Below are 23,675 nucleotides of genomic sequence, written 5' to 3' on the forward strand. Positions count from 1 at the left end.
CATGAGCATCCCGGACATGAAGATCATCTCTTTCAATATCAACGGCCTGCGCGCCCGTCTGCACCAGTTGCAAGCCATCATCGACAAGCACCAGCCCGATGTGATCGGCCTGCAGGAAATCAAGGTCCATGACGAGGCCTTCCCGCTGGCCGATGTGGAGGCCATGGGCTATCACGTAGCGTTTCACGGCCAGAAGGCTCACTACGGGGTCGCCATCATGAGCAAGCAGAAACCGGTCAAGGTGGAGAAAGGCTTCCCCACCGATGACGAAGAGGCCCAGCGCCGGATGATCATGGCCACCTTCGAGCGCGAAGACGGCTCTCTCATCAAGGTAATGAACGGCTACTTCCCGCAGGGTGAAAGCCAGGATCACGAGACCAAGTTCCCGGCCAAGCAGAAGTTCTACGAGGATCTGCAGCACTATCTCGAGACCAACCACACCCCGGACGACCAGCTGGTGCTGATCGGAGATATGAATATCTCCCCCACCGATCTCGACATCGGTATCGGCGAAGCGAACCGCAAGCGCTGGCTGCGGGATGGCAAGTGCTCCTTCCTGCCCATCGAGCGGGAGTGGATGGAACGGCTGAAAGGGTTCGGTCTCACCGACACCTTCCGCGCCGCCAACCCCACCGAGTGCGAGCGATTCTCCTGGTTTGACTACCGCTCCAAGGGCTTTGACGAGAACCGTGGCCTGCGCATCGACCTCATCATGGCCTCCGATGCTCTCAAGGACAGCGTGACCGAGACCGGCATCGATTATGAGCTGCGCGGCATCGAGAAACCCTCAGATCACGCCCCCATCTGGGCCTGCTTTGCCTGACAGACCTGATAGTGGGGGCATTTGACGCCCCCACTGTGACCCAGCCCCCACTTCCCTCGCTTTTTCCTTCTTATAATTCCTTTGGGCCCCGCATCCAGCCATGACAACGCCGAAAGATACCTGCTGGCCTGTTATCGCCTGTCGCTGCCCCGTCTACAACCTGCCGTCATGTTCTGACAACTTTCACTGTCGAGCAGCTTGGGTTCAATATTCGTGCTCTATCATTAAAAACTATCAGTAATCCAATAAGTTAAATTTGTAACCATGCAGTTAACCATGTTCATGAAGAGAAAGGGTGGGCGCGGCAATCGTGCACCATCCCACAGGAGTATGATGATGAAGGTGCAATCCGTCAGGGAAGAGATGTTAAAACGCGGCTGGATCGCTCTGGCTCTAGCCAGTGCCCTGACCGCCTGTGGTGATAAACCAACTGCCGGAGCTCAGGCGCTGCCGCCGGTCCCCGTAGTGGTGGCAGAGGTCAAGCTGACCGATGTGCCGCTCACCACCGAGATGGTGGGTGAAACCGCCGGTTTTCGCGAGATCGATGTGCGATCACGAGTCAGTGGCATCCTGCTCAAGCGCACCTACATCGAAGGTCAGCCGGTTACCGCCGGCCAGGAGCTGTTTCTGATCGACCCCGAGCCCTACAAGGTGGCGCTGGAGCAGGCCAAAGGGACCCTGGCTCAGGAGCAGGCTCGCCTCAACAAGGCCCGCGCCGATCGGGATCGCATCATCCCGCTGTTCAAACGCCAAGTAGTGAGTCGCAAGGACTATGACGATACTATTGCCAACTACGAGGCTGCCATCGCCAGTCACCAGGCCGCCCAGGCCAAGGTGAAGGAGGCCGAGCTGAATCTCAGCTATACCAAGGTCACCGCCCCCATCAACGGCATGGCGAGCAAGAGCTCCCAGTCCGAGGGGAGCCTTATCTCCACCAGCGGCGACAACGGCCTGCTCACTACCATCACCCAGTTTGATCCGCTCTATGTCAACTTCTCCTACTCGGAGCAGGATCGCCTCAACTTCGAAAACTCGGTAAAGAAAGGGGTGATTGAGGCGAAGGATGCCACCACCTGGCGCACCCATATTCGTCTGGCCGATGGCTCTGTCTACCCTGAAGCGGGCAAGCTCAACTTCTCCGACAACCGGGTCGATCCCCAGACCGGCACCATCCGGGCCCGTGCCATCTTCGACAACAAGGATGGCGTGCTGCTGCCCGGCCAGTTTGTCCGCATGACCATCGATCTTGGCCTGCGCAAGAACGCCATCGTGGTACCGCCCCGCGCCATCATCCAGTCTCAGGCTGACCGCATGGTGATGGTGGTGGATGCAGAGAACAAGGTGATGCCCCGCCCGGTCAAGCTGGGCCCGGTGGTCGCCGAGGGGGTACTGATCGACAGTGGCCTCAATGCCGGTGATCGTTACATCGTCGAAGGGTTGATGAAGGCCCGCCCCGGTGCCGTGGTGAAACCTGTCTCTGCCGACGAGATGAAAGCCATCACCGCCAAGATGGTCAGCCACTCAGCGGCCAAGTAAGGAGCTCGTATGTTTTCCAGGTTTTTTATCGAGCGTCCCATCTTCGCCAGCGTGATTTCCATCATTATCGTGCTGGGTGGATTGGCGGCAATGCGATCGCTCCCCATCGAGCAGTACCCCCAGATCACCCCGCCGGTGGTCTCGGTGACAGCCTTCTATCCGGGCGCCACCCCCGAGGTGATCTCCCAGACTGTCGCCGCACCGCTGGAGCAGCAGATCAACGGCGTCGAGCGGATGATCTATATGCAGTCGGGATCGGCCTCCAACGGCCAGATGAACCTCAACGTCTACTTCGAGATCGGCACCGATCCGGATCAGGCCACTATCAACGTCAACAACCGGGTCTCGGCCGCCATGGCCCAGTTGCCGGAAGAGGTGAAAAAGCAGGGGGTCACAGTCAAGAAGAAATCGACCTCCATCCTGCAGGTGGTCACCCTCCAGTCGCCGAACGGCTCGTTTGATACCACCTATCTGTCGAACTATGCCCTGCTCAACATCATCGACGAGCTCAAGCGGATTCCCGGCATCGGTGATACCACCTTGTTTGGCGGTACCGACTATGCCATGCGTATCTGGCTGCGGCCGGATCGGCTGGCACAGCTCGAACTCACCCCGAGCGATGTGATTAGCGCCATCCGCGAGCAGAACACCCAGTTTGCGGCAGGCAAGATCGGCGCTCAGCCCACCTCGACCCCCATCGACTTCACCTACACGGTGCAGACCAAGGGTCGCCTTGAAGATGTGAAAGAGTTCCAGAACATCATCGTCCGCTCCATGCCCGATGGCTCCAAGATCCGGGTCCGCGATGTCGCCCGGGTCGAGCTGGGGGGCAAGGATTATGATCTGGTGGCCCGCGCCAACGGCAAACCGGCCATCGGTATCGCTACCTATCTGCAGCCCGGTGCCAACGCCGTAGCAGTCGCCGATGCGGTGCACACCACCATGGAGCGGCTCAAGGAGCGCTTTCCGCAGGATATCGAGTACCAGATCCCTTACGACACCACAGAGTTTGTGAAGATCTCCATCGAAGAGGTGGTACACACCCTGTTCGAGGCGATCGTGCTGGTGTTCGTGGTAGTCTACCTGTTCCTGCAGAACTTCCGCGCCACCCTGATCCCCTGTATCGCGGTGCCAGTGTCGCTCATCGGGACCTTCGCCGGCATGCTGGTGCTCGGTTTCTCCATCAACCTGCTGACCCTGTTCGGCATGGTGCTCGCCATCGGTATCGTGGTGGATGACGCCATCGTGGTGCTCGAGAACGTCGAGCGGATCATGAGCGAGAAGAAGTGCTCCGCCAAGGAAGCGGCCATCCTCGCCATGCAGGAGGTCTCCGGCCCGGTGGTCGCCATCGTGCTGGTGCTCTGCGCCGTGTTTCTGCCGGTCGCCTTTATGGGTGGTATGACGGGTGTGATGTACAAGCAGTTCGCCATCACGGTTGCGGTCTCGGTCGCCATCTCGGGTCTGGTGGCACTGACCCTGTCGCCGGCCCTGTGCGCCGTGTTGCTGAAAGAGGGACACCACAAACCGGCCCGTTTCTTCGTCTGGTTCAACGAAAAATTTGACCAGCTGACTCGCGGCTATGTACGGGGTGTTGCCTTCCTGAACCGCCGGGTGGGGGTCGCCTTTGCCATCATCGCCGTGCTGATCCTCTCCATCTACGGTCTCTTCCTGAAAGTGCCGGGCGAGCTGGTACCAAACGAAGATCAGGGCTACCTCATCTCAGCTGTCATGCTGCCGGATGCCGCCGCCATGAGCCGGACTCAGGCGGTGGCGGATCAGTTCGACAAGATCGCCATGGCCAATCCCAATGTGAAGGATGTCATCACCTTCTCGGGCTTCGACATCCTCTCCAATGCCATCATCAGCAACAGTGGCCTCACCTTCATTACCCTGAAGGACTGGAGCGAGCGCAAGGGGTCTGGTCAGGACTCTTTCGAACTGGCCAAAACCCTGCAGGGGATGAGCCTGATGGGGCTGGCTGACGGCTTCGTTGCCTCCTTCAACCCGCCCCCCATCCAGGGGATGTCCACCACCGGCGGACTGGAAGGCTACCTGCAAAACCGTGGGTCCGGCAGTGCCCAGGAGTTTTCGGGCGAAGTACAGCGCTTCCTCGCCGTAGCCAAGGAGCGCCCCGAGTTTGCCAGTGTCACATCCACATTCCGTGCCAATGTGCCGCAGGTCTATCTCGACCTGGATCGCGAGAAAGCCAAGGCGCTGGGGCTGCCGATCAATGCGGTGTTCGACACCATGCAGGCCACCTTCGGTCAGGTCTATGTCAACGACTTCAACCAGTTCGGGCGAACCTACCGGGTACAGTTGCAGTCCGAAGCAGACTACCGCGCCAAGAAGAGCGATATCCGCAACGTCTACGTGCGTTCCAACACAGGCGAGATGATCCCGCTCAGCAGCCTGGTGACGGTCCGTGATGCCACTGGCCCCGAGCTGGTAGAGCGTTTCAACATCTTCCAGGCGGCCAAGATCATGGCGCAGCCGGCACCCGGCTACAGCTCGGGTCAGGCGATCGCAGCACTGGAAGAGGTGGCCAACAGCACCCTTGGCAACGATGCCAAGCTGGAGTGGACCGGTTCCGCTTATCAGGAGAAGGCCTCTGCCGGTAGCGCAGGCATGGCGTTCGGTTTCGGTATTGTGATGATCTTCCTCATTCTGGCCGCCCAGTATGAGCGCTGGAGCCTGCCGTTTGCGGTGATAACCGCCGTGCCGTTCGCCCTGTTCGGCGCTCTGCTGGCCACCTGGCTGGTGGGTCTGACCAACAACGTCTACTTCCAGATCGGGCTGGTGACGCTCGTCGGGCTGGCGGCCAAGAACGCCATCCTGATCGTGGAATTCGCGGTGATGAAGCACGAAGAGGGGATGAGCCTCATCGAGTCGACACTGGAGGCGGCGCGTCTGCGTTTCCGTCCCATAGTCATGACCTCGCTGGCCTTTATCCTCGGCTGTGTGCCACTGGTCACCTCCAGCGGGGCCGGGGCGGCGAGCCGTCATGCCCTTGGCTGGCCGGTCATCGGCGGCATGCTGGCCGCGACCTTTATCGCCATCTTCTTTATCCCGCTCTTCTTCCGCCTCATCATGCGAGGCTCGGAAAAAGGAGCTAAGCAGTAAGGCTGAGCCTGTTCGCTGATAACCCCTACCCCCGCATCTGCGGGGGTATTTTTTATCTCTTCCCCCCTCATGATGCCTGCGAGCGCACCTTGACCTTATCCCTGTGGCAAGGTTTACAGTCCAACCATCTGATCCAGAAGGATATCCAGTTTGTCACTCATCCAGCTTGCTGCAAGATTGCCCTGCGTTGCTCTGGCCCGGCTGTTGCTGGCGCTGCTGCTCGTGTGCAATCTGACCCTCTGCATCAGCTGGCATGGTTCTCCCCTCTCCTCCGAAACGAGCCCAAACAGGGCCCTGCCAATGATGATGTTCGATTCATCGATGGTGATGGCGGATGACGAGATCTCTCATGCGATGCCCGCCATGGATCACCCAGGCGATGGCATGACCTTCTCCTGCCATCAGGGAAAAGATGGGTCAGTCATGGGTGATGAGTGCCAGATGCAAACTGGCGTCAATGCCCTCTCCTTCGGCGCGATGGCTCTGCTGGGGATACTGGTCGCCCTGCTGATCTTCCCCCTGCTGCTTGGCAACAACTTCTCAGCGTCACTGCTTGATAACTGGTTGCGGGATCCCTTCCTGCGCTCCCGTGGTACCCATCCCCCCTCCTGGCCACGCCGACACCTGATGCTGTCGGTGCTGCGCCACTAGAAAGCGCTTCTCTTGCGGCAGTGGCAAGCCTCGGCTTGCCCGTTTCCTGCCGCCTTGCCTGACCCTGTGCCCCGGCCAAACCGGCCCGCTCACAGGGAGCCGTGCGCGCTGATACAGCTGCGCCCCGTTTGCCGCCAATACCTCGGGTGATGCCTTGTCCATCTCCCATCAGGCGGCCTGCACAAGAGAAGAGATATGATGTCACTTGTCCCTGTTACCGGCCTTATCGCCGCCAAAAACCTTGCCACCCAGCCATTAAGTGGAGGTGTGCGATGAGCCAGAAACTGCTGGTATCGGCCCTGCTGCTCGCCCTCAGCGCCGGTGGCGGCTACTGGGCCGCCAAACAGACCACAACTGGCACTGCAGCCAAGGAGAAGACGCCGCTCTACTGGGTCAACCCCATGGATCCGCGCGACAAGCGAGATGCCCCAGCCAAGGACAACATGGGGATGGACTTTATCCCCGTCTATGAGGAAAAACAGGGCGGCTCACCGGGCACAGTCACCATCAGCCCCGAGATCCAGCAGAACCTGGGGGTACGGCTCGCCAAGGTGGAGAAGCTCCCCATCCACCAGCAGATCGAGACGGTGGGCTACGTCGGCTATGACGAGGACAGGCTGGAGGCGGTCAACGCCCGCATGGCAGGCTGGATCCGCACCCTCGCTATCAAGAGCGAGGGGCAGCAGGTGAGCAAGGGGAGCCTGATTTACGAGCTCTACGCCCCGGATCTGGTCAACGCCCAGCACGAGTACCTGCTGGCCCTCAACACCGCCAACCCGCTGCTGCTGCGCGCCGCCGAGGGCAAGCTCAAGTCCCTGCAGGTGCCGGCGGATCAGATTGCGGCCCTCAAGCGCACCCGTCAGGTGCAGGAGACGGTGCGTATCTATGCCCCCAGCAGCGGCTATGTCTCCGAGCTGAAGGTGCGCGAAGGCCAGTATGTTGAGCCCGCTGCGGCGCTCTTTAACATCAGCACCCTCAAACAGGTGTGGGTGAGTGCAGAGGTGTTCGAGCGCCAGGCGGCCCAGCTGAAGGTGGGCGATCTGGTCACCATGACCCTCGACTATGCCCCCGGTCGCAGTTGGCAAGGTAAGGTGGATTACCTCTACCCGACTCTGGATGCTGCCACCCGCACTCTCAAGGTGCGGCTGCGCTTCGCCAACCCGGACGAGTTTCTGAAACCCAACATGTTCGCCAAGGTGACGATTCAGGCGGGCAAGGGAGAGCCGCAACTGGTGGTACCGAGCGAAGCGGTGATCCGCACCGGCAGTCAGGATCGGCTGGTGCTGGCGCTGGGGGATGGCAGCTTCAAGTCGGTGGCCGTCACTCTCGGCCCCCAGTTTGGCGACAAGGTCGCCATCAAGGCGGGGGTGGAAGCGGGTGACAGCATAGTCAGCTCGGCCCAGTTCCTGCTCGACTCGGAATCGGCCATCGATTCGGACTTCCAGCGTATGACGGCGGTACGCCCCGCTCAGGTGTGGACCCAGGGCGAGGTTGAAAGCATCGATCTGGCCAAACGTACCCTGATGGTCTCCCACCAGCCCATCCCCGAGTGGCAGTGGCCCGCCATGGAGATGGAGTTCACCGTCGCCGACGGGGTCGATATCAGCAAGCTGGTCGAGGGGCAGAACCTGCACCTGCAGGTGATGCAGGAGGGGGATGAGTACCGCGTCACCAACATCCATCAGGAGAAGGCAACCGCTACTGACGGTGACGCCAAGCCTGCGTCGGATGAGATGGAAGGCATGGACCATAGCCAGCATCAAATGGCGATGCCCGAGGTGGAGAAGAAGTCATGATCCCTGCCATCATTCGCTGCCTAGCAGGCAACCGCTCTCCGCTCTCTCTACTTGGTGAGAAAGGAGTTCAATCATGATTCCGTCGATTATTCGCTGGTCGGTGGGCAACCGCTTTCTGGTGCTGCTGTTGACCCTCATGCTCACCGCCTGGGGGCTCTGGTCGGTCAAACAGACCCCGGTGGACGCCCTGCCGGATCTCTCCGACGTGCAGGTGATCATCAAGACCTCCTATCCGGGCCAGGCGCCCCAAGTAGTTGAGGATCAGGTCACCTACCCGCTCACCACCGCCATGCTGGCGGTGCCGGGGGCCACCACGGTGCGCGGCTACTCCTTCTTCGGCGACTCCTTCGTCTATGTGCTGTTTGACGACAACACCGACCTCTACTGGGCCCGCGCCCGGGTGCTGGAGTATCTGAGCCAGGTTGCGCCCAACCTGCCCGCCTCAGCCCGCCCCCAGCTCGGCCCCGATGCCACCGGGGTGGGCTGGGTCTATCAGTACGCGTTGGTGGACAGAACCGGCAAGCATGACCTCAGCCAGCTCACCTCGCTGCAGAACTGGTTCCTCAAGTACGAGTTGCAGACGGTGAACGGGGTCTCCGAGGTCGCCACCGTCGGCGGCATGGTGCGCCAGTATCAGGTGCGGGTCGACCCGGACAAGCTGCGCGCCTACGGCATCCCGCTCTCCCTTATCGAGACCGCTATCAAACAGGGCAATCAGGAGACAGGCGCTTCCGTCATCGAGATGGCGGAAGCGGAGTACATGGTGCGCTCCAACGGCTATCTCAAGAGCGTCGAGGATCTGAAGCAGATCCCGCTCGGCACCACTGTGCGCGGCGCCCCGCTGCTGCTGGGGGATGTGGCAGATGTGGTCACCGGTCCCCAGATGCGGCGCGGCATCGCCGAGCTCAACGGCGAAGGGGAAGTGGTAGGCGGCATCATCGTGATGCGCTATGGCGAGAATGCCCAGCACACCATCGACGGGGTCAAGGCGCGGCTGGCTCAGCTGAAAAGCAGCCTGCCAGAGGGGGTGGAGATCGTCACCGTCTACGATCGCTCCGACCTTATCCAGCGCGCCATCGACAACCTCTCCGGCAAGCTGGTAGAGGAGTTCGCCGTGGTGGTACTGGTCTGCCTCGCCTTCCTGTTCCACCTGCGCTCCTCACTGGTGGTAGTCATCTCCTTGCCCATCGCCATCCTGACCGCCTTTATCGTGATGCACCTGCAGGGGATCAACGCCAACATTATGTCGCTCGGCGGCATCGCCATCGCCATCGGCGCCATGGTGGACGGCGCCATCGTGATGATCGAGAACGTCCACAAGCACATGGAGCGGGAGGCGCTCACCGACAAGAACCGCTGGCGGATCATCACCGAGGCGAGCATAGAAGTGGGCCCCGCCATCTTCTTCTCCCTGCTCATCATCACCATCAGCTTCCTGCCGGTGTTCGCGCTGGAGGCGCAGGAGGGGCGGATGTTCCACCCGCTCGCCTACACCAAGACCTATGCCATGGCGGCGGCGGCCGGGCTCGCCATCACGCTCGTGCCGGTGATCATGGGCTACTTTATCCGTGGCAAGGTGCTGGCGGAGCAGGCCAACCCGCTCAACCGCTGGCTGAGCCTGGGCTATGTGCCACTGCTCAAAGCCGTCTTGGCTCGTCCGAAAACCACCCTGGCCATCGCCGCCGTGGTGACGGTGGCGGGCTTCTGGCCGCTCAAGTACCTGGGCTCCGAGTTCATTCCGCCGCTGGACGAGGGGGACATCATGTATATGCCCACCACCGCAGCCAATATCTCGGTGGGCAAGGCGCGGGAGATTTTGCAGCAGACCGACAAGCTCATTCGTACCGTGCCCGAGGTGCAGAACGTGTTCGGCAAGGCGGGCCGCGCCGAATCAGCCACCGACCCTGCGGATCTGGTGATGATGGAGACCAGCATCCAGCTCAAACCCCGCGATCAGTGGCGCCCCGGCATGACCCCGGAGAAGCTCAAAGAAGAGCTCGACTCCCTCATCCGCTTCCCCGGCCTCACCAACGCCTGGGTGCCCCCCATCAAGACCCGCATCGACATGCTGGCCACCGGCATCAAGACCCCGGTCGGCATCAAGATTGCAGGGCCCGATCTCAAGGTGATCCAGCAGCTCGGCCAGCAGCTGGAACAGATCGTCGGCAAGGTGGAGGGCGCCTCATCGGTCTACGCCGAGCGGGTCGCCGGTGGCCGCTACGTCAAGGTGGACATCGACCGGCTGAAAGCGGCCCGCTACGGCCTCAACATCGCCGACGTGCAGGCGGTGCTCGCCACCGCAGTGGGCGGCATGGAGGTGGGCCAGACCATCGAGGGGCGCGAGCGCTACCCCATCAACCTGCGCTACCCCCAGAGCTATCGCGACTCGGTAGCCAGCCTCGAGCTGCTGCCGCTGGTGACCCCGAGCGGCGCGCGCATCGCGTTGGCGGACGTGGCACGGGTCTACATCAGCGACGAAGCCCCCATGCTGCGCAGTGAGAATGCGCGGCTCAACGGCTGGGTCTACGTCGACATTCGCGGCCGCGATATCGGCTCCTTCGTCGATGAGGCCAAGGCCGAGGTGAACAAACAGCTGGTGCTGCCGGCGGGCTACGCCCTCACCTGGTCTGGCCAATACGAGTACATGGAGCGGGCCAAGGCGCGCCTCGCCTACGTGGTGCCATTAACCGTCGCCATTATCGTGCTGCTGCTCTATCTGGCTTTTCGCCGCGTTCAGGAGGTACTGCTCATTCTCACCACCTTGCCGCTGGCGGTGGTGGGGGGGATCTGGACCCTCTGGCTGCTCGACTTCAACCTGTCAGTCGCCGTAGGTGTTGGCTTTATTGCCCTGGCTGGGGTGGCGGTGGAGACCGGCGTCTTGATGCTGGTCTACCTCAACCATGCCTGGGATGACCTCGTGACCAGCGGCAAGCCGGACAAGGCGGGGCTGCACCAGGCGGTGATCCACGGCGCCGCCCTGCGCCTGCGCCCCAAGATGATGACGGTGGTGACCATTATCGCCGGCCTGTTGCCCATCATGTGGAGCCATGGCACCGGCTCCGAGGTGATGCAGCGCATCGCCGCCCCCATGATCGGCGGCATGGTGAGCGCGCTGGTGCTGACCCTACTGGTGCTGCCTGCGGCCTACTACCTGTGGCGCAGTCACAGCCTTGGCAAGGGCGCGAACCCGCAATCCGAATAACCCGATTTCACGATCCATATTGACTGAACGATAAGGAAACCATCATGAACTACAAAACGCTGACCCTGACCCTGCTGCTCGGCCTTGCCACCCACACCAACCTGCAAGCCGAAGAGATGATGCACCATGAAGGGCACGATATGAGTCAGACGGGTGAGATGAGCGAACAGGCCGCAATGGTGATGACCAAGGGGGTCATTACCCGCCTCGATGAGGGGAGCGGCAAAGTCGGCATCAAGCACGAGGCGATCGAGAACCTCAAGATGCCCCCCATGACCATGGTCTTTCGAGTGGCAGATCCGGCCCTGCTCCAGGATCTGAAGGTGGGGGATGCGGTGCGCTTTCACGCCGAGAACCCGGCCGGCAAGCTCACCGTGACCGCCATCCAGAAAGAGTAAGCGGAGTCATTTCAATAAAAGACGGCGGGATCATCCCGCCGTTTTCTTTTACTGCACCATCGGCTACTGCACCATCCGCCGAGTGGCGTCCTCAGTCGTACGGATAAGCCTGAGCGATATTCGCCTGAGCTATCCCTAGCAACTGAACAGACATGTCCTGCAACACATAGAGGTCGCGGCGACGGGTCCAGGGTTGATCGGATTGCTCGTCATACCAGACGGGCAGTTCGATACCCTCCGGGGCATGGCTCGCCACTTTGCGGGCACGGCAGGTGATGATACAGCGTTTGACGTGGTCGCGATGACCGATAACGGCCGCCGTGCCGAGGGCGGCTGCCTCTCCACCGGCATAATCCCTGACGATGGCCTCCACCACCCCGTCCGTGCTGAGGTAGACCAGCTTGCCCTCATCATCCCAGTAAGGCTCGATGGATATGACATCACGGGCCGGGATATCGGGATAGCGGGCCGAGTCGAGGAAGCGGGCGATCTCCCACTGCACGTACATGGGCACCGGCTTTTGCCGATAGAGGGCCGCGCAGCAGGCGGCCAGCGCCTCGTTCATGGGACCGGGCTCGGCCAGTTCATCCGGGTTGCCCGAGGCGTTGGGGCGGTTGCCGAAGGCAAAGGCGATGACGCAGTGGGCCTGGTCGATAGCGACCCGGGACGGGGTCATGTTGAAGCAGGCCTCCTCGATGAAGGGGGCCAGCTGGCGGGCCGTCTGCTCGTCGTGCAGCTCGGCGCTCAGCCGGTCGGTCAGGGTGGTGCGAAAATCCGCCGCACTCCCCTGGCTGTCATTGCTGCTGTTGCAGCCGGTGAGGGTGGCGACCAGGGGGGTACTCAACAGCCCCAGGGTGACTCTACGTCGACTCTCGTTCATTTAGATTCCTCTTTGGTAGCAAGCACTTAACGGGAACAAGCAGCAATTAACCCTTGACCCAATAAACGCTCATACCATACGGAAAAATGGGGGCGACAAAAGCCATACCGCGAGGCTCGTACCCAGAACGTGCAGCAATTCACACATTAATCAATAAACGAAAGCACTCTTTTGCGAATGAGCCAATAAAAGAAATTAACATCCACTTTAATGAACCACTGATAGATACTCTATCTGTGGTTCATTCGCACAGATTTCATCCCTGAGATAACGCGCTCGTTCAGCTGCGGGTGGTCAGCAACTGCTCCACATCCTCGATCACCTTGAGGGCCGCCTGCGGGCCGCCGCTGGAGGTCCAGAGCGACCCGTCCACGGCGCCAAAGCGCTTGGCCTTAATCACCGGCAGCTGCTGGAACGCCGGGGTCTGCTCCGCCTGACGCATGGCATCCACCGCATCACCGGTGGCGCTCAGGGTGCCGACAACCAGCCAGTCGGCATCCAGCAGATTGAGGGACTCCAGACTGAGCGCCGGTGAGTGGGGTGCGCCAGTACCCTGCTGCTTGCTTGGGCGTACCAGCCCCATCGACTCCACTACGCTGCTGGCAAAGGTGCCCTGATACATAAAGCTCGGCCCCTTGGGGTTCCAGCGCACTATGCTGATGCTCTCCCCCTGATGCTTGGCCAGCTTGCTGCGAGCCTGAGTCAACCGCTCGGCATACTGCAGCAAGAAAGTATCCCCTTGCTGGTCGCGGTTAAGGGTGTGGGCGGTGCGGCGGAAGCTATCCTGCCATGGCTCACCCCACTTACTGGTCACCACGGTCGGCGCGATCTCCCCCAGCAAGGTCAGCAGCTCGGGACGGGTCTGGCCGGTCAGGATAAGGTCAGGCTCCAGCGCAATCAGCGACTCCAGATTGGGGCTGTCGAGATCACCGATCACCTGGATACCCATGCCCGCCTTGTTCAGCAAATAGCGGGGCAAAGTGGGTTGACCACGGCCATTGACGGCGCCGATGGGGGTCAGCCCCAGAGTCAGGGTGCTATCGAGTTCAAGCTCGCTCAGCACCACCACCCGCGTTGGCTGGACTGGCACCTGCACCTTCTGGCCAAACGCATCAGTCACTTCACGCATATCCTGCGCCTGAACCAGCGGCGCAGCCAGCATCAGGATGGCTGCAGCCAGGGCGGCAAAACGCTTCATCATCTCACTCCTTCTCGTTGCACGGCCCGGATAATCGGCCGCGTGAATACACTCGGTGGGCCAACAGAGCAGGCCCATATGACTCAACTCGCCGAACGCAGGGCGCGGCTATGTTCGTGACGACGGGGCACGATAATGGGCGCCCCGTCGCCGGGGGCATGCAGAATGTCAACACTGGTGTGGTAGAGCCGGTCGATTAGATCCTTGGTCACCACCTCCCGGGCTGGGCCCATGGCGGCAATGGTCCCCTCGCCGATGGCGATCAGCTCGTCACAGTAGCGGGCCGCCATCGCCAGATCGTGGATCACCAGCAGCACGGTTTTGCCCTCGGCGGTGATGCGATGGATCGCTTCCATCACCTCGGTCTGGTGACCGATATCGAGGGCACTGGTGGGCTCGTCGAGCAGCACCATGTCGCTGTCCTGCGCCAGGATCATCGCCAGCCACGCCCGCTGTGCCTGCCCGCCGGAGAGGGACGCGGCGCTCTGCTGCCAGATCCCCTCAAGCTGCATTCGCTCGCAGGCAATACGCACCATGCGGGCATCCTCCTCACCCCACTGATTGAACCAGCCCTGATGGGGGTGGCGGCCATACTGCACCAGCTGCTCCACCAGAATGCCGGCAGGCAGGGTCGGCCGCTGGGGCAGATAGGCGAGCTCCCGTGCCAGCCCCTTCATGGGGTAGCTGGCAAGCGGCTTGCCTTTGAGCAGGATCTCGCCGCGTTGTGCTTTCATCTGGCCGGATAGCAGCTTGAGCAGGGTCGATTTGCCGCAGCCGTTGGGGCCGACGATCCCCACCAGCTTGCCCTTCGGCACGCTGAAGGAGATGTCCCGCAAAATGGGGGTCTGCTGATAGGCGAAATGGAGGCGATTTACGGTGAGCGTCATCAGTCAGCCCTCTGGCGATCGTTAACAAGAAGAAACAGCAGCAACAGGCCGCCGAGAATGCGGGTCATGATACCGGTCGCCACCTCGTGGGGGCTGGCCAGCACCCGGACCAGGGTATCGCTGGCAAGCAGCAGCAGGGCGCCGCTAAGTGCAGCCAGCCAGAGCGGCACCACCCGGTCTTTCACCAGCCAGGAGGCAAGAATGGGGGCCGCCATGGCGATAAAGACCACGGGGCCGCCGATGGCGGTGCCGAGCGCCGCCACCAGAATGGCCTGTGCCAGAATGCCCAGTTGCACCCTATCGCCGTTGACGCCAAGCCCTCTGGCCATCTCGGGGCCAAAGCGCAGCACCGCCAGTGAGCGGGAGAGATAGACGATCCAGGGGCAGAGCAGCAGCAACAGGATGGCGATGGGGGTGATGGTGCTGTACCCCACGGCGATAAAGCTGCCCATGTTCCACAGATAGAGGGAGCTCAGGTGCAGCAGGGCCTGGGTGGACATCACAAACTGGCCGAGCGCCTCGAACAGCTCGGAGAGGCCGATGCCGATCACCACGAACAGATAGCCCTGCTCACCCGGTTTGCGGCAGAGGGCATAGAGCACCAGCGCCGCGAAGATGGCACCGATAGGCGCAGCCCACCAGGGCCAGCTGCCTACCGTCAGGTAGAGGGAGAAGACAATGATGGCAAGGGATGCGCCGTTGTTGACCCCCACCATATCGGGGGTAGCCAGCCGATTGCGAACCAGAGTTTGCACCAGACAGCCGGAGAGCCCCATGGCCGCTCCCGCCACCACGACCCCAAGGATGCGCGGCAGCCGGATCTTGAACAGAGTGAGCTGCTCAAGCCGCGTCCCCTCCCCCAGCAGGGTGTTGACCACCCCGGCAAAACCGAGCTTGCCGCCGCCAACGCTCAGGGCCAGCAGAGCCAACGCCAGCAGCGCCATGGCCAGCAGCGCCAGCCAGCGCCAGCTCGGCAGATGGATCAGCAAAGAGCGGTTACCGGCCCGCAGGCAGAGCATATCGGTAGGTGTGCGCATCAGCCCCTCACTTGACGGTCAGCAGGGTACGAAAGCCCCCGCGATGAACAATGGCGATCAGCACTGGTGCGCCGATCAGGGCCAGAATGACGCCATTGGGCAACTCGAACGGCTGGATCAGCCAGCGCGCCAGAATGTCGGCCAACAGCAGAAACAGCATGCCGAACAGGGCGGAGAAACAGACCTGCACCGACAGCTTCACCGGCTCCACCCGTCGGCCACAGTAGGCGGCCAGAAAGCCGACAAAGCCGATGGGACCGGCAATGGCGATGGCACTGGCGGTAAACAGGGTGGCGGCCAGCAGTACGCCAATTCGCACCCGGTTGGGGCGGATCCCCAGCGCCTGGGCCTGACTGTCCCCCATCTGCATCAGGGTCAGCTGGCGACAGAGCAGCAGGGTGATGACAAACGCCGCCAGCACCAAGGGCAGCACGGCGATGATGGCATCGAGATTGGCCGCCGACAGGGAGCCGAGGTTCCAGAAGCGGTACTGCTCCAGCACCATCTTGTTGGAGAGCAGCAGAAAGCTGGAGAGACCGCCGAAGGTGGCGGAGAGCGCCACCCCGACCAGAATGAGCTTGAGGGGGTTGGAGCGGCCAATCATCATGCCGAGCCCCAACACAATCACGTTGCCGAGCAGTGCGCCGAGTCCGGCCCAGAGCAAATAGCCATAGGCAGACTCCACACCAAACCAGGTGAGCCCCACCACCAGCGCAAAGACGGCCCCGGCGTTGACTCCCAGCAGACCTGGCTCTGCCAGCGGGTTGCGGGTCGCACTCTGCAACAAGGAGGCAGCCAGAGATAAAGAGGCGCCGACCACCATGGCACAGAGGGTGCGCGGCAGTCGCAAGGTATTGAGCACCATGGCGAGCTTCTCGTCGCCAGCCCAGCGGGCATCCCCCATCAGGTAGCCGAGCACCTCGCGAGCACCATAGACACCCGCACCGGTGGCGAGCGAAAGAGAAAGCAGTACAAACAGGAGGAACAATCCCAGCCAGAACAGCGAGGTCTGGTCTCTAAACACCCTTTAACTCCTTATGGTGGCAATGCGCATGTTGTTGAAATACATGTGGTTGAAATAAAAGCCGTCACCCGAGGTGATCCCCTGACAACAGCGGAAGCCCGCCAATGCGGGCTCCCGTTCAGCCATTACAGCTTGTAGGCCACACCGGCATAGACAGTGCGCCCGTCGAGGATCTGATCGGCCTCGGTGGCAACCCAGTCACGCTTGGTATTGGTCAGGTTGTTGAGCCCGAACTTCAGATCCAGTGCCCGAGTGGCGTTCCAGACTGCCCCGATATCCAGGGTGTGGAATCCGGCGGTGGTCTCATAGGTGGTGCCGCTCACGCGCGGAACCGGAAGGATCTGGCTGCCGGTGTAGTTCCAGCCGAGCTGGGTACTCAGGCTCTCGACGACCTGCCACTCCAGCTTGGCGTTGCCGGTATGCTCCGGCGTCCGATAGAGATCCTTGCCGCTGGTCTTGTCCTCCGCGTCGATCAGGGTGACGTTGCTGGAGAGGGTCAGGGCATCGGTGATATCAAACCAGCCGCTCAGCTCCACCCCCTTGATGCGGGCCTTGCTGACGTTCTGATAGGTCATCACCGCCGGACGCCAGGTGGAGGTCCATGCCTCGCTCTGGATCTTGTCCTTGATATCGTTGTGGAAGGCGGTAACCCCGGCGCCCCAGAACGAACCATCATAGGCGGTGCCCAGCTCGTAGCTGACGGCGGTTTCCGGCTTCAGATCCGGGTTGCCCACTACGGCGCAGCGACCGCGACAGGCGGCTACGGCATAATCCGGGTTGGACTGGGCAATGGTCGGCGCCTTGAATGCCTTGCCAATGCCGCCCTTGACCACCCAGTTGTCAGTCAGGCTGTAGAGGGCATAACCGCGGGGGCTGAACTCGGTGCCATAGGTCTCGTGGTGATCGACCCGGCCACTCAGGGTCAACGCCAGATCGCCAAAGCCAAACTCATCCTGCAGATAGAGCGCGCTCTGGTTGACGCTGACATCGCCCCCCTTGAGGTTGACGTTATGCTTGAGTTCGGTGATGCGGTACTCGGCACCGCTGGTCAGCAGGTGGCTGCCCAGATTACCGCTCAGCTGGCCATCGAAGGTGTGGTTGGTCTGGCTAACATCGCCGCTGGTCTTGCTCAGCGCCGTCATCAGTTCGGAGTCATCAAACAGGTCAACCTGCTCGAAGGCATAGCCGACCCGGCTGTCGAACTTATCCCAACGGCCGACGTGGGTGGTATTGAGCCCCAGTCGCTCCATCTGCTGGATATTGCGCGGCGTCTGGCCGTAGTTGTTCCAGTGGGCCTCCCGATCATCTTTGGCGTAGTTCATCCCCACATCCAGATCCTGACGATCATCGATCAACCATTTGACGTTGGAGAGGAGCCCCAGCTTTTCACGCTGCTCGATGGCATCGGCCTTGGGGTTGATGCTCTGCTCGCTCTGCCAGGCATCCCTGTGGTTCCCTTCCACCACCAGGTTGGCCAGCAGCTTGTTGTCGATCAGCGCCCCGCCCACATAGGCACTCGCCTTGTTGATATCCCCGCCGTGACCGTCGGTGGGGTCACTGAAGGTATAGGTGGCCGCCGCTTCGGTCTTCTCCCCGGGTTGGCGCAAGATGACGTTGACCACCCCACCCAGCGCATCTGCGCCGTAGAGGGAGGAGATGGGGCCACGGATCACTTCGATACGCTCAATGGCCGCCATCGGGATGGCGGAGAGATCGAAATCATTGCCATAACCGGAGGTAAGAGCATCGCGGGAGCTGATACGCCGGCCATTGACCAGCAACAGGGTGTAATCCCCCTCCAGCCCGCGCAACTTGATCTCGCTGCGGCCGTAGCTGGTCGCAGGGCTGATATTGACCCCCGGCAACTGTTTCAGAGCGCCGGTCAGATCATTGACATTGAGCTTGTCGAGCTCGACCCGAGTCACCACAGAGACGCTGGCCGGGGCGGTCAGCTCGCTGTGCCGGGTTTTACTCGCCGTCACCACCATAGTTTCATGAGCGGCGACAGGCGCAGTCCCTTGGGCCAGAACTGGCAGGGCAAAAAGGGACAACACCAGTGGATGCACTGCAAATCGTCGGGATGATGTACGCATCATCAACACTCCACATAAAACAACCAAGGCCAACACCACCGACATCCCTGTCTGACCTCGCCAGACCCGGTGCAAAGTGATGGAGTTCATTGGCATGAACAGTCGTCCATGCCCCATCACCCCGAACATCAGTGCATTACGGCAGGCCCTGCGTTGTGCTATGCCACTCGCAGCCATCAATAACAAAAGCGCCGTACCGACTGACATCGGGACGGCGCAATACTAAATGCAAATCATTTTTATTTGCAAGAGTGAATCAGGTATTCTTTCGCATCCGCTTAATTATCCATCACATCGTGACGGGTCTGGTGATAGGCCTCTTCACTCTTGCCCCGACGCCAGTACGGCACGGCGTAGAGCGACTGGCGATCCACCTCGAGCACAGACCGAAAATGGCGGCGCAGCGGCAGCACCAGCGCCTCTTCCCCACCCAGCCAGAAGAAGCCACCATCGCGCACCAGCGGCAGAGCAATCACATGCTCCAGCAGGCCACTGGACTCGGGCTCGCCGACAAACCAGTGACAGCGAACCCCGACCGGCAGCGTCAACGGCTGAGCATCGGCCTGATCCGGCACCAGAATCGCAATTTCCCCTCTGGCATCGGCAGGCATCACCTCACACATCGCCATGATGGCGGGCAAGGCGGTGAGATCCCCCACCAGGCAGTAGTGATCGGCCGGTTGCAGCATGGGGTTGGGACCACCCGGCCCGGAGAGGATCACCTTCTCTCCCGGCTTGGCATGGGTAGCAAAGGCGCTGGCGGGCCCGCCGTCACCGTGCAGCACGAAGTCGATATCAATTTCCTGCTCATCACGGCGAAACGCGCGGATGGTGTAGGTGCGGATCACCGGCTTGTCAGCCGGGTCACTCCAGCGCGGGCCACTCGGGGTCATGGCAGGCAGCACCGGCTCTACCTGATGAGGCTGTGCCAACATCACCTTGATATGGGCCCCGCCGCAGGTAAAGGGATAATCAGCCAACTCGCTGCCACCAAAGGTGATGCGACGCAAATGGGGGGTGATCCGGGTAATGGCTTTGACGGTCAGTAGACGGGGACGATTGGGAGGCAGAGATGGGGACACGATGGGGCTCCTCGTTGAGTGTGTCGCCCATGCTACACGTAAATAGGAATCACTATCAAATAAGATTATTTCTCGCCTAATAGGTGTTAGCCGGATTCAAGCATCCCCTGCCACTACCACCAATGCCCGAACAGAAAAACGGGCTTTATGCACGCTAGCCCCATGATTGGGCAAAGAAAGCAGCCGGACAACAACACTGTCTCGAAGGGTTCCATTTGCCTATTTCGACCATAGTTTTTCGAGATCAAATTTTATTTCTCAATAAGTTTCCTATCCTTAGTGAAGCAGTTAATGTAAGCACAGGATGCCAAACAGGATTGTATGATGGATGACCAGATCCTGATTATTGATGATGACGAGCTCTCCCTCCCCGACGCACAGCAAGCGGGCTGGAAGGTAATGATCGTTGACGATGAACCCGAAGTACATCGCATCACCAAGATCACCTTGAACAAATTCGAGTTTGACAATCGTCCCATCGAGTTTCTGCATGCCTATTCGGCAGCAGAGGCAAAAAAATTGCTGGCCACCACCCCGGACATTGCACTACTGCTGCTGGACGTGGTGATGGAGGTCGATCACGCTGGCCTCGATGTCGTCAAATATGTCCGGGAAGAGCTGCAAAACAAGATGGTACGCATCGTGCTGCGTACCGGCCAACCCGGCCAGGCGCCGGAAGATGACGTGGTCACCAACTACGACATCAACGACTACAAGGATAAAACCGAGCTCACCTCCCAGAAGCTGCGCACCCTGCTACGTGCCAGCCTGCGCTCCTATCGCGATATCCGTACTCTGGAGAGCAATCGGCAAGGACTGGAAAAAGTCATTGAGGCCTCCAAGGGGATCTTTGAGAAACGGGCACTGCGTCAGTTTGTCGAAGGTGCCCAGGAGCAGCTGAGCGCCCTGCTCCATCTGGGAGAGACCCAGATTTACGATGTAAAACAATATGCCTACGAGGTGAAGGATCAACTGCTGGAGCCCCTGCTGCCAGGTCATCCTCCCGTGCGGTTGACAGAGGCGCCCGAGATACTGCGTCAAGCCATGACCAGGGGCTGCAATATCTACAACACCAACCAGATGGCGCTCTACTGCCAAAATCAGCGCCACCACCTGCTGTTTCATATCGAGACCACTCGCCAGCTCAGTCAGATCGATACCAGCCTGCTTACCCTGTTTACCGAAAACATCATAGTGGCGCTGGAAAATATCCGGCTCAACGAGGTGATCGCCGACAACCAGCGGGAGATCATCTATCGCATCGGCGAACTGGTCGAAACCCGCTCCAAGGAGTCGGGTTTACACGTCAAACGGGTAGCCCTCTATACCGAGCTTTTCTGCCACCTGCTGGGGATGAGCGAAGAGCAGAGCGAGCTGGTTAAACGCGCCTCACCACTGCACGACATTGGCAAGGTAGGTATTCCCGATGCCATTTTGCACAAACCGGGCAAGCTGACCCCGGAAGAGTGGGAGATCATGAAAACCCATGCCCAACTCGGTCAGGATATGCTCTCCGGCAGCGATCTGGCGCTGTTCCAGATTGGCGCCACCATTGCAGGCAATCACCATGAGAAGTGGAATGGCAGCGGTTATCCCCGAGGTTTGAAAGGAGCCGATATTCCACTGGAAGGACGGATTGTTGCACTGGCCGATGTGTTCGATGCACTTGGTTCGGATCGTTGCTACAAAAAAGCCTGGCCGCTGGACAAGGTGCTTGGGCTGATTGAGGAGGAGAAGGGACAACATTTTGATCCCCAACTGGTCGAGTTGATGATGGCCAATCTGGACAGGTTCCTCGAAATCCGTGAGCAGAACAAGGATGTCTATATCGGCGATCACTGAGGGCGTCAGGCCCCTTATCCCAAGGGTTCGAGCTAAAAAAACCGCCCTGCATATCAAGGGCGGTTTCTTTTATTTGGTGTATTGTTTTTCCCGAGTCCGGGCTACTGCTCTGGCAAGTTGAGATCCAGCTTGGCTGTCGGTTGGCCATTTTGTTGATTTTCAGCCTGAGCGGCTGCCAGCGCACGTTTAAAGGCACGCCGTTTTTGCATCACCACAAAACCGGCGCCCCCCAGCAACACCAGTAGAACCCCGCCCCCAACCAGTAGCCAAAGCAGCCATCCCATTCCCTCTTCAGGCAAAGCCTCGACTGACTCGGCGCTGGAAATCGGAGCAGCTGCCGACGCCACCTCTGCGGGAGGCGGTGGAGGCGGGAAGATATTGAAGGTCTTTACCGGTAATTCGATTTTCAGCTCGCGCCCCAGGCGAGTGGTGCCATAGAGGGTCGCTTTCACCTCATGTTGCCCCACCTCTTTGATGACAGAGAGATCAATATCAAGCTTGGGGGCGCTGGCGGTCTCGCTGAACTCGTAGAGGCCGCCCACATTGCTGGTCACACTCCCCTTGATCACCACGGAGGCGGGATCCAGCTCATCACGGTCGATTAGCAGTGAGAGCTTGGCACCCAGCTCTTCCGAAGGCGGCGCCAGGTTATAGCTGAACGGATAGGGATAAAGCAGCACATCCTGATAGCGGGCACGGACAAACACCTGATTACCGGTGCTGAACATGGCGCGGTATTTGCCAGCGGGAATATCTTGCAGCGTCGCCTCTGCAGTCATGATACCGTCACCCGGCACCTCATCGAGCCCCTTTCCATCATCGTGGTAACGGCCAAGCTCCTGATCCAGCACCACCTGTTGCTGAGCAGCATCACTGAATGATTGCAGCTTGACCGTCATCCCCAGGTCAGAGAGGTAGTATTTATCTTGCGGTGGCTGGCCATTGATCAGCAACCATGACTTGAGCTTGACCACCTCTCCCTGATAGAGCTGCATCGGCAAGGCGGCGATATCGAGCCGGATATCGGAGAGGATACGAACCCGATTGTCGGGATCTACCTCCCCAATCGCCTGCCAGGGGCCCGGCATCGGATTGCGCAGGGTAATAAGATCATGTTCCGGCAGGGCCAGCCAACCCACATCGGCGGGTTTGGCCTTTCCCACGTAAAGCTTGCTGCCATCGGGACGCACCAGGATCACCGAAGGAGTGCCCGCTTTGCGTTTGATAATGAAGGTGATCTCCTTCACACCGTAATCGATGCGAAAGCGGTTATCGAGCATGGGAATGTCAGAAGGTGCGAACACCTCGGTCGCCATAGCCCCAAGCGACATCAACAACAACAGGGAAGCCCACCACTTGCTCATTGCCGCCACAGACAGCTCCCTCCCTTCTTCTGTACCAGGTCGAGTCGAGCCTCGTGCTGGGCCTGAACCTCGGCACTGGCACGGATCACCTTGAGCGCAGGCCGGTTGCTCTCCAGCCGGCGAATGCTGGTGTCCTGATTGCTCTCGTTTTCACTGCTTTCTGTAGCCAGATTGAGTTTGGTCTGGCCACCGGTCATCAACAGATAGACGTCAGCCAGGATCTCCGCATCAAGCAAGGCCCCGTGCAGAGTACGGTGAGAGTTGTCGATACCGTAGCGATCACACAGCACATCCAGGTTGTTGCGCTTTCCGGGGAAGAGATCCCGGGCCATCGCAAGGGTATCTGTGATAGTACAGATATCCGCCGTCTTGAAGTTGAGTCCGAGCTTGCTGAACTCGTAGTCCATAAAGCTCACGTCAAACGGTGCGTTATGGGCGATCAGTTCGGCGCCCCGGATAAACTCAAGGAACTCGTCGGCAATCTGGCTAAACGACGGCTTGTCCCGCAGAAACTCGTCGGTGATACCATGCACCTGTACCGCTTCCGGGTCGACCGGACGATCAGGTTTTATATAAACGTGATAGTGGTTACCGGTCAGCTTGCGGTTGATCACCTCCACACAGCCGATTTCGATGATGCGATGGCCAAGGTAAACGGGGCCACCACCGGTATTCATACCTGTGGTTTCGGTATCCAGAATGATCTGGCGATTCAGTTGGGGTGTGTTCATGATCCAATCTA

17 protein-coding genes are annotated in these 23,675 nt (G+C 60.2%); 8 read left to right on the forward strand and 9 right to left on the reverse strand.

The annotated features are described in order from the left end of the window. The first annotated feature begins 16 nt into the window (after positions 1–16). From xthA to G5154_RS04615, 7 genes are all read left to right on the forward strand, one after another. A complete protein-coding gene (gene xthA, locus G5154_RS04585; RefSeq protein WP_216978402.1) occupies positions 17–823 on the forward strand; it encodes an exodeoxyribonuclease III in 807 nt (268 codons plus the stop codon). 336 nt (positions 824–1,159) lie between these two features. Then, entirely contained in the window at positions 1,160–2,359 is a 1,200-nt protein-coding gene (locus G5154_RS04590; RefSeq protein ID WP_005347258.1) for an efflux RND transporter periplasmic adaptor subunit, read from the forward strand. A 9-nt stretch (positions 2,360–2,368) separates the two neighbouring features. After that, positions 2,369–5,479, forward strand: coding sequence for an efflux RND transporter permease subunit (locus G5154_RS04595; protein ID WP_421250407.1), 3,111 nt, complete (start codon positions 2,369–2,371; stop codon positions 5,477–5,479). 207 nt (positions 5,480–5,686) lie between these two features. Then, complete coding sequence (locus tag G5154_RS04600; RefSeq protein ID WP_421250505.1) at positions 5,687–6,130, forward strand: hypothetical protein; 444 nt, start codon at positions 5,687–5,689, stop codon at positions 6,128–6,130. 272 nt (positions 6,131–6,402) lie between these two features. After that, positions 6,403–7,926, forward strand: a complete 1,524-nt coding sequence (locus G5154_RS04605; RefSeq protein ID WP_421250408.1) for an efflux RND transporter periplasmic adaptor subunit — start codon at positions 6,403–6,405, stop codon at positions 7,924–7,926. Between the two features lie 73 nt (positions 7,927–7,999). Further along, the gene (locus G5154_RS04610; RefSeq protein ID WP_421263889.1) at positions 8,000–11,128 is read left to right on the forward strand and encodes an efflux RND transporter permease subunit; all 3,129 of its coding nucleotides are present in this window, start codon (positions 8,000–8,002) and stop codon (positions 11,126–11,128) included. Between the two features lie 44 nt (positions 11,129–11,172). Continuing rightward, complete coding sequence (locus G5154_RS04615) at positions 11,173–11,526, forward strand: copper-binding protein (RefSeq protein ID WP_421243908.1); 354 nt, start codon at positions 11,173–11,175, stop codon at positions 11,524–11,526. A 91-nt stretch (positions 11,527–11,617) separates the two neighbouring features. Here G5154_RS04615 and G5154_RS04620 read toward each other — a convergent pair whose 3' ends face one another. The 7 genes from G5154_RS04620 to G5154_RS04650 form a co-directional block, all read right to left on the reverse strand. After that, the gene (locus tag G5154_RS04620) at positions 11,618–12,406 is read right to left on the reverse strand and encodes a hypothetical protein (protein WP_421243909.1); all 789 of its coding nucleotides are present in this window, start codon (positions 12,404–12,406) and stop codon (positions 11,618–11,620) included. A gap of 280 nt (positions 12,407–12,686) precedes the next feature. Further along, positions 12,687–13,604, reverse strand: a complete 918-nt coding sequence (locus G5154_RS04625) for an ABC transporter substrate-binding protein (protein ID WP_421250506.1) — start codon at positions 13,602–13,604, stop codon at positions 12,687–12,689. Between the two features lie 83 nt (positions 13,605–13,687). After that, positions 13,688–14,491 (reverse strand): ABC transporter ATP-binding protein, encoded by an 804-nt coding sequence (locus G5154_RS04630; RefSeq protein WP_421250410.1) that lies wholly within the window; start codon positions 14,489–14,491, stop codon positions 13,688–13,690. Further along, positions 14,491–15,528: a FecCD family ABC transporter permease gene (locus tag G5154_RS04635; RefSeq protein ID WP_043821272.1), complete on the reverse strand. Its 1,038-nt coding sequence runs from the start codon at positions 15,526–15,528 to the stop codon at positions 14,491–14,493. The genes G5154_RS04630 and G5154_RS04635 overlap by 1 nt, the downstream gene beginning before the upstream one ends. 7 nt (positions 15,529–15,535) lie before the next feature. Continuing rightward, complete coding sequence (locus tag G5154_RS04640) at positions 15,536–16,552, reverse strand: FecCD family ABC transporter permease (RefSeq protein WP_421250411.1); 1,017 nt, start codon at positions 16,550–16,552, stop codon at positions 15,536–15,538. Positions 16,553–16,677: 125 nt separating this feature from the next. After that, the gene (locus G5154_RS04645) at positions 16,678–18,645 is read right to left on the reverse strand and encodes a TonB-dependent receptor domain-containing protein (RefSeq protein WP_421263900.1); all 1,968 of its coding nucleotides are present in this window, start codon (positions 18,643–18,645) and stop codon (positions 16,678–16,680) included. Between the two features lie 278 nt (positions 18,646–18,923). Then, positions 18,924–19,727, reverse strand: a complete 804-nt coding sequence (locus G5154_RS04650; protein WP_421250412.1) for a siderophore-interacting protein — start codon at positions 19,725–19,727, stop codon at positions 18,924–18,926. A 324-nt stretch (positions 19,728–20,051) separates the two neighbouring features. Between G5154_RS04650 and G5154_RS04655 the strand changes: the two genes are divergently transcribed. Further along, positions 20,052–21,569: an HD domain-containing phosphohydrolase gene (locus G5154_RS04655; RefSeq protein ID WP_236345551.1), complete on the forward strand. Its 1,518-nt coding sequence runs from the start codon at positions 20,052–20,054 to the stop codon at positions 21,567–21,569. A 101-nt stretch (positions 21,570–21,670) separates the two neighbouring features. Here the strand turns inward: G5154_RS04655 and G5154_RS04660 are convergent, their stop codons facing one another. After that, positions 21,671–22,933, reverse strand: a complete 1,263-nt coding sequence (locus tag G5154_RS04660) for a TIGR03503 family protein (RefSeq protein WP_337072861.1) — start codon at positions 22,931–22,933, stop codon at positions 21,671–21,673. Continuing rightward, positions 22,930–23,664: a DNA polymerase III subunit epsilon gene (gene dnaQ / locus G5154_RS04665; RefSeq protein WP_005347274.1), complete on the reverse strand. Its 735-nt coding sequence runs from the start codon at positions 23,662–23,664 to the stop codon at positions 22,930–22,932. The genes G5154_RS04660 and dnaQ overlap by 4 nt, the downstream gene beginning before the upstream one ends. Positions 23,665–23,675: the final 11 nt, after the last annotated feature.

Origin of the sequence: Aeromonas sp. 600527, assembly GCF_049175415.1 — a bacterium.
Taxonomy (GTDB): Bacteria; Pseudomonadota; Gammaproteobacteria; order Enterobacterales; family Aeromonadaceae; genus Aeromonas; species Aeromonas veronii_A.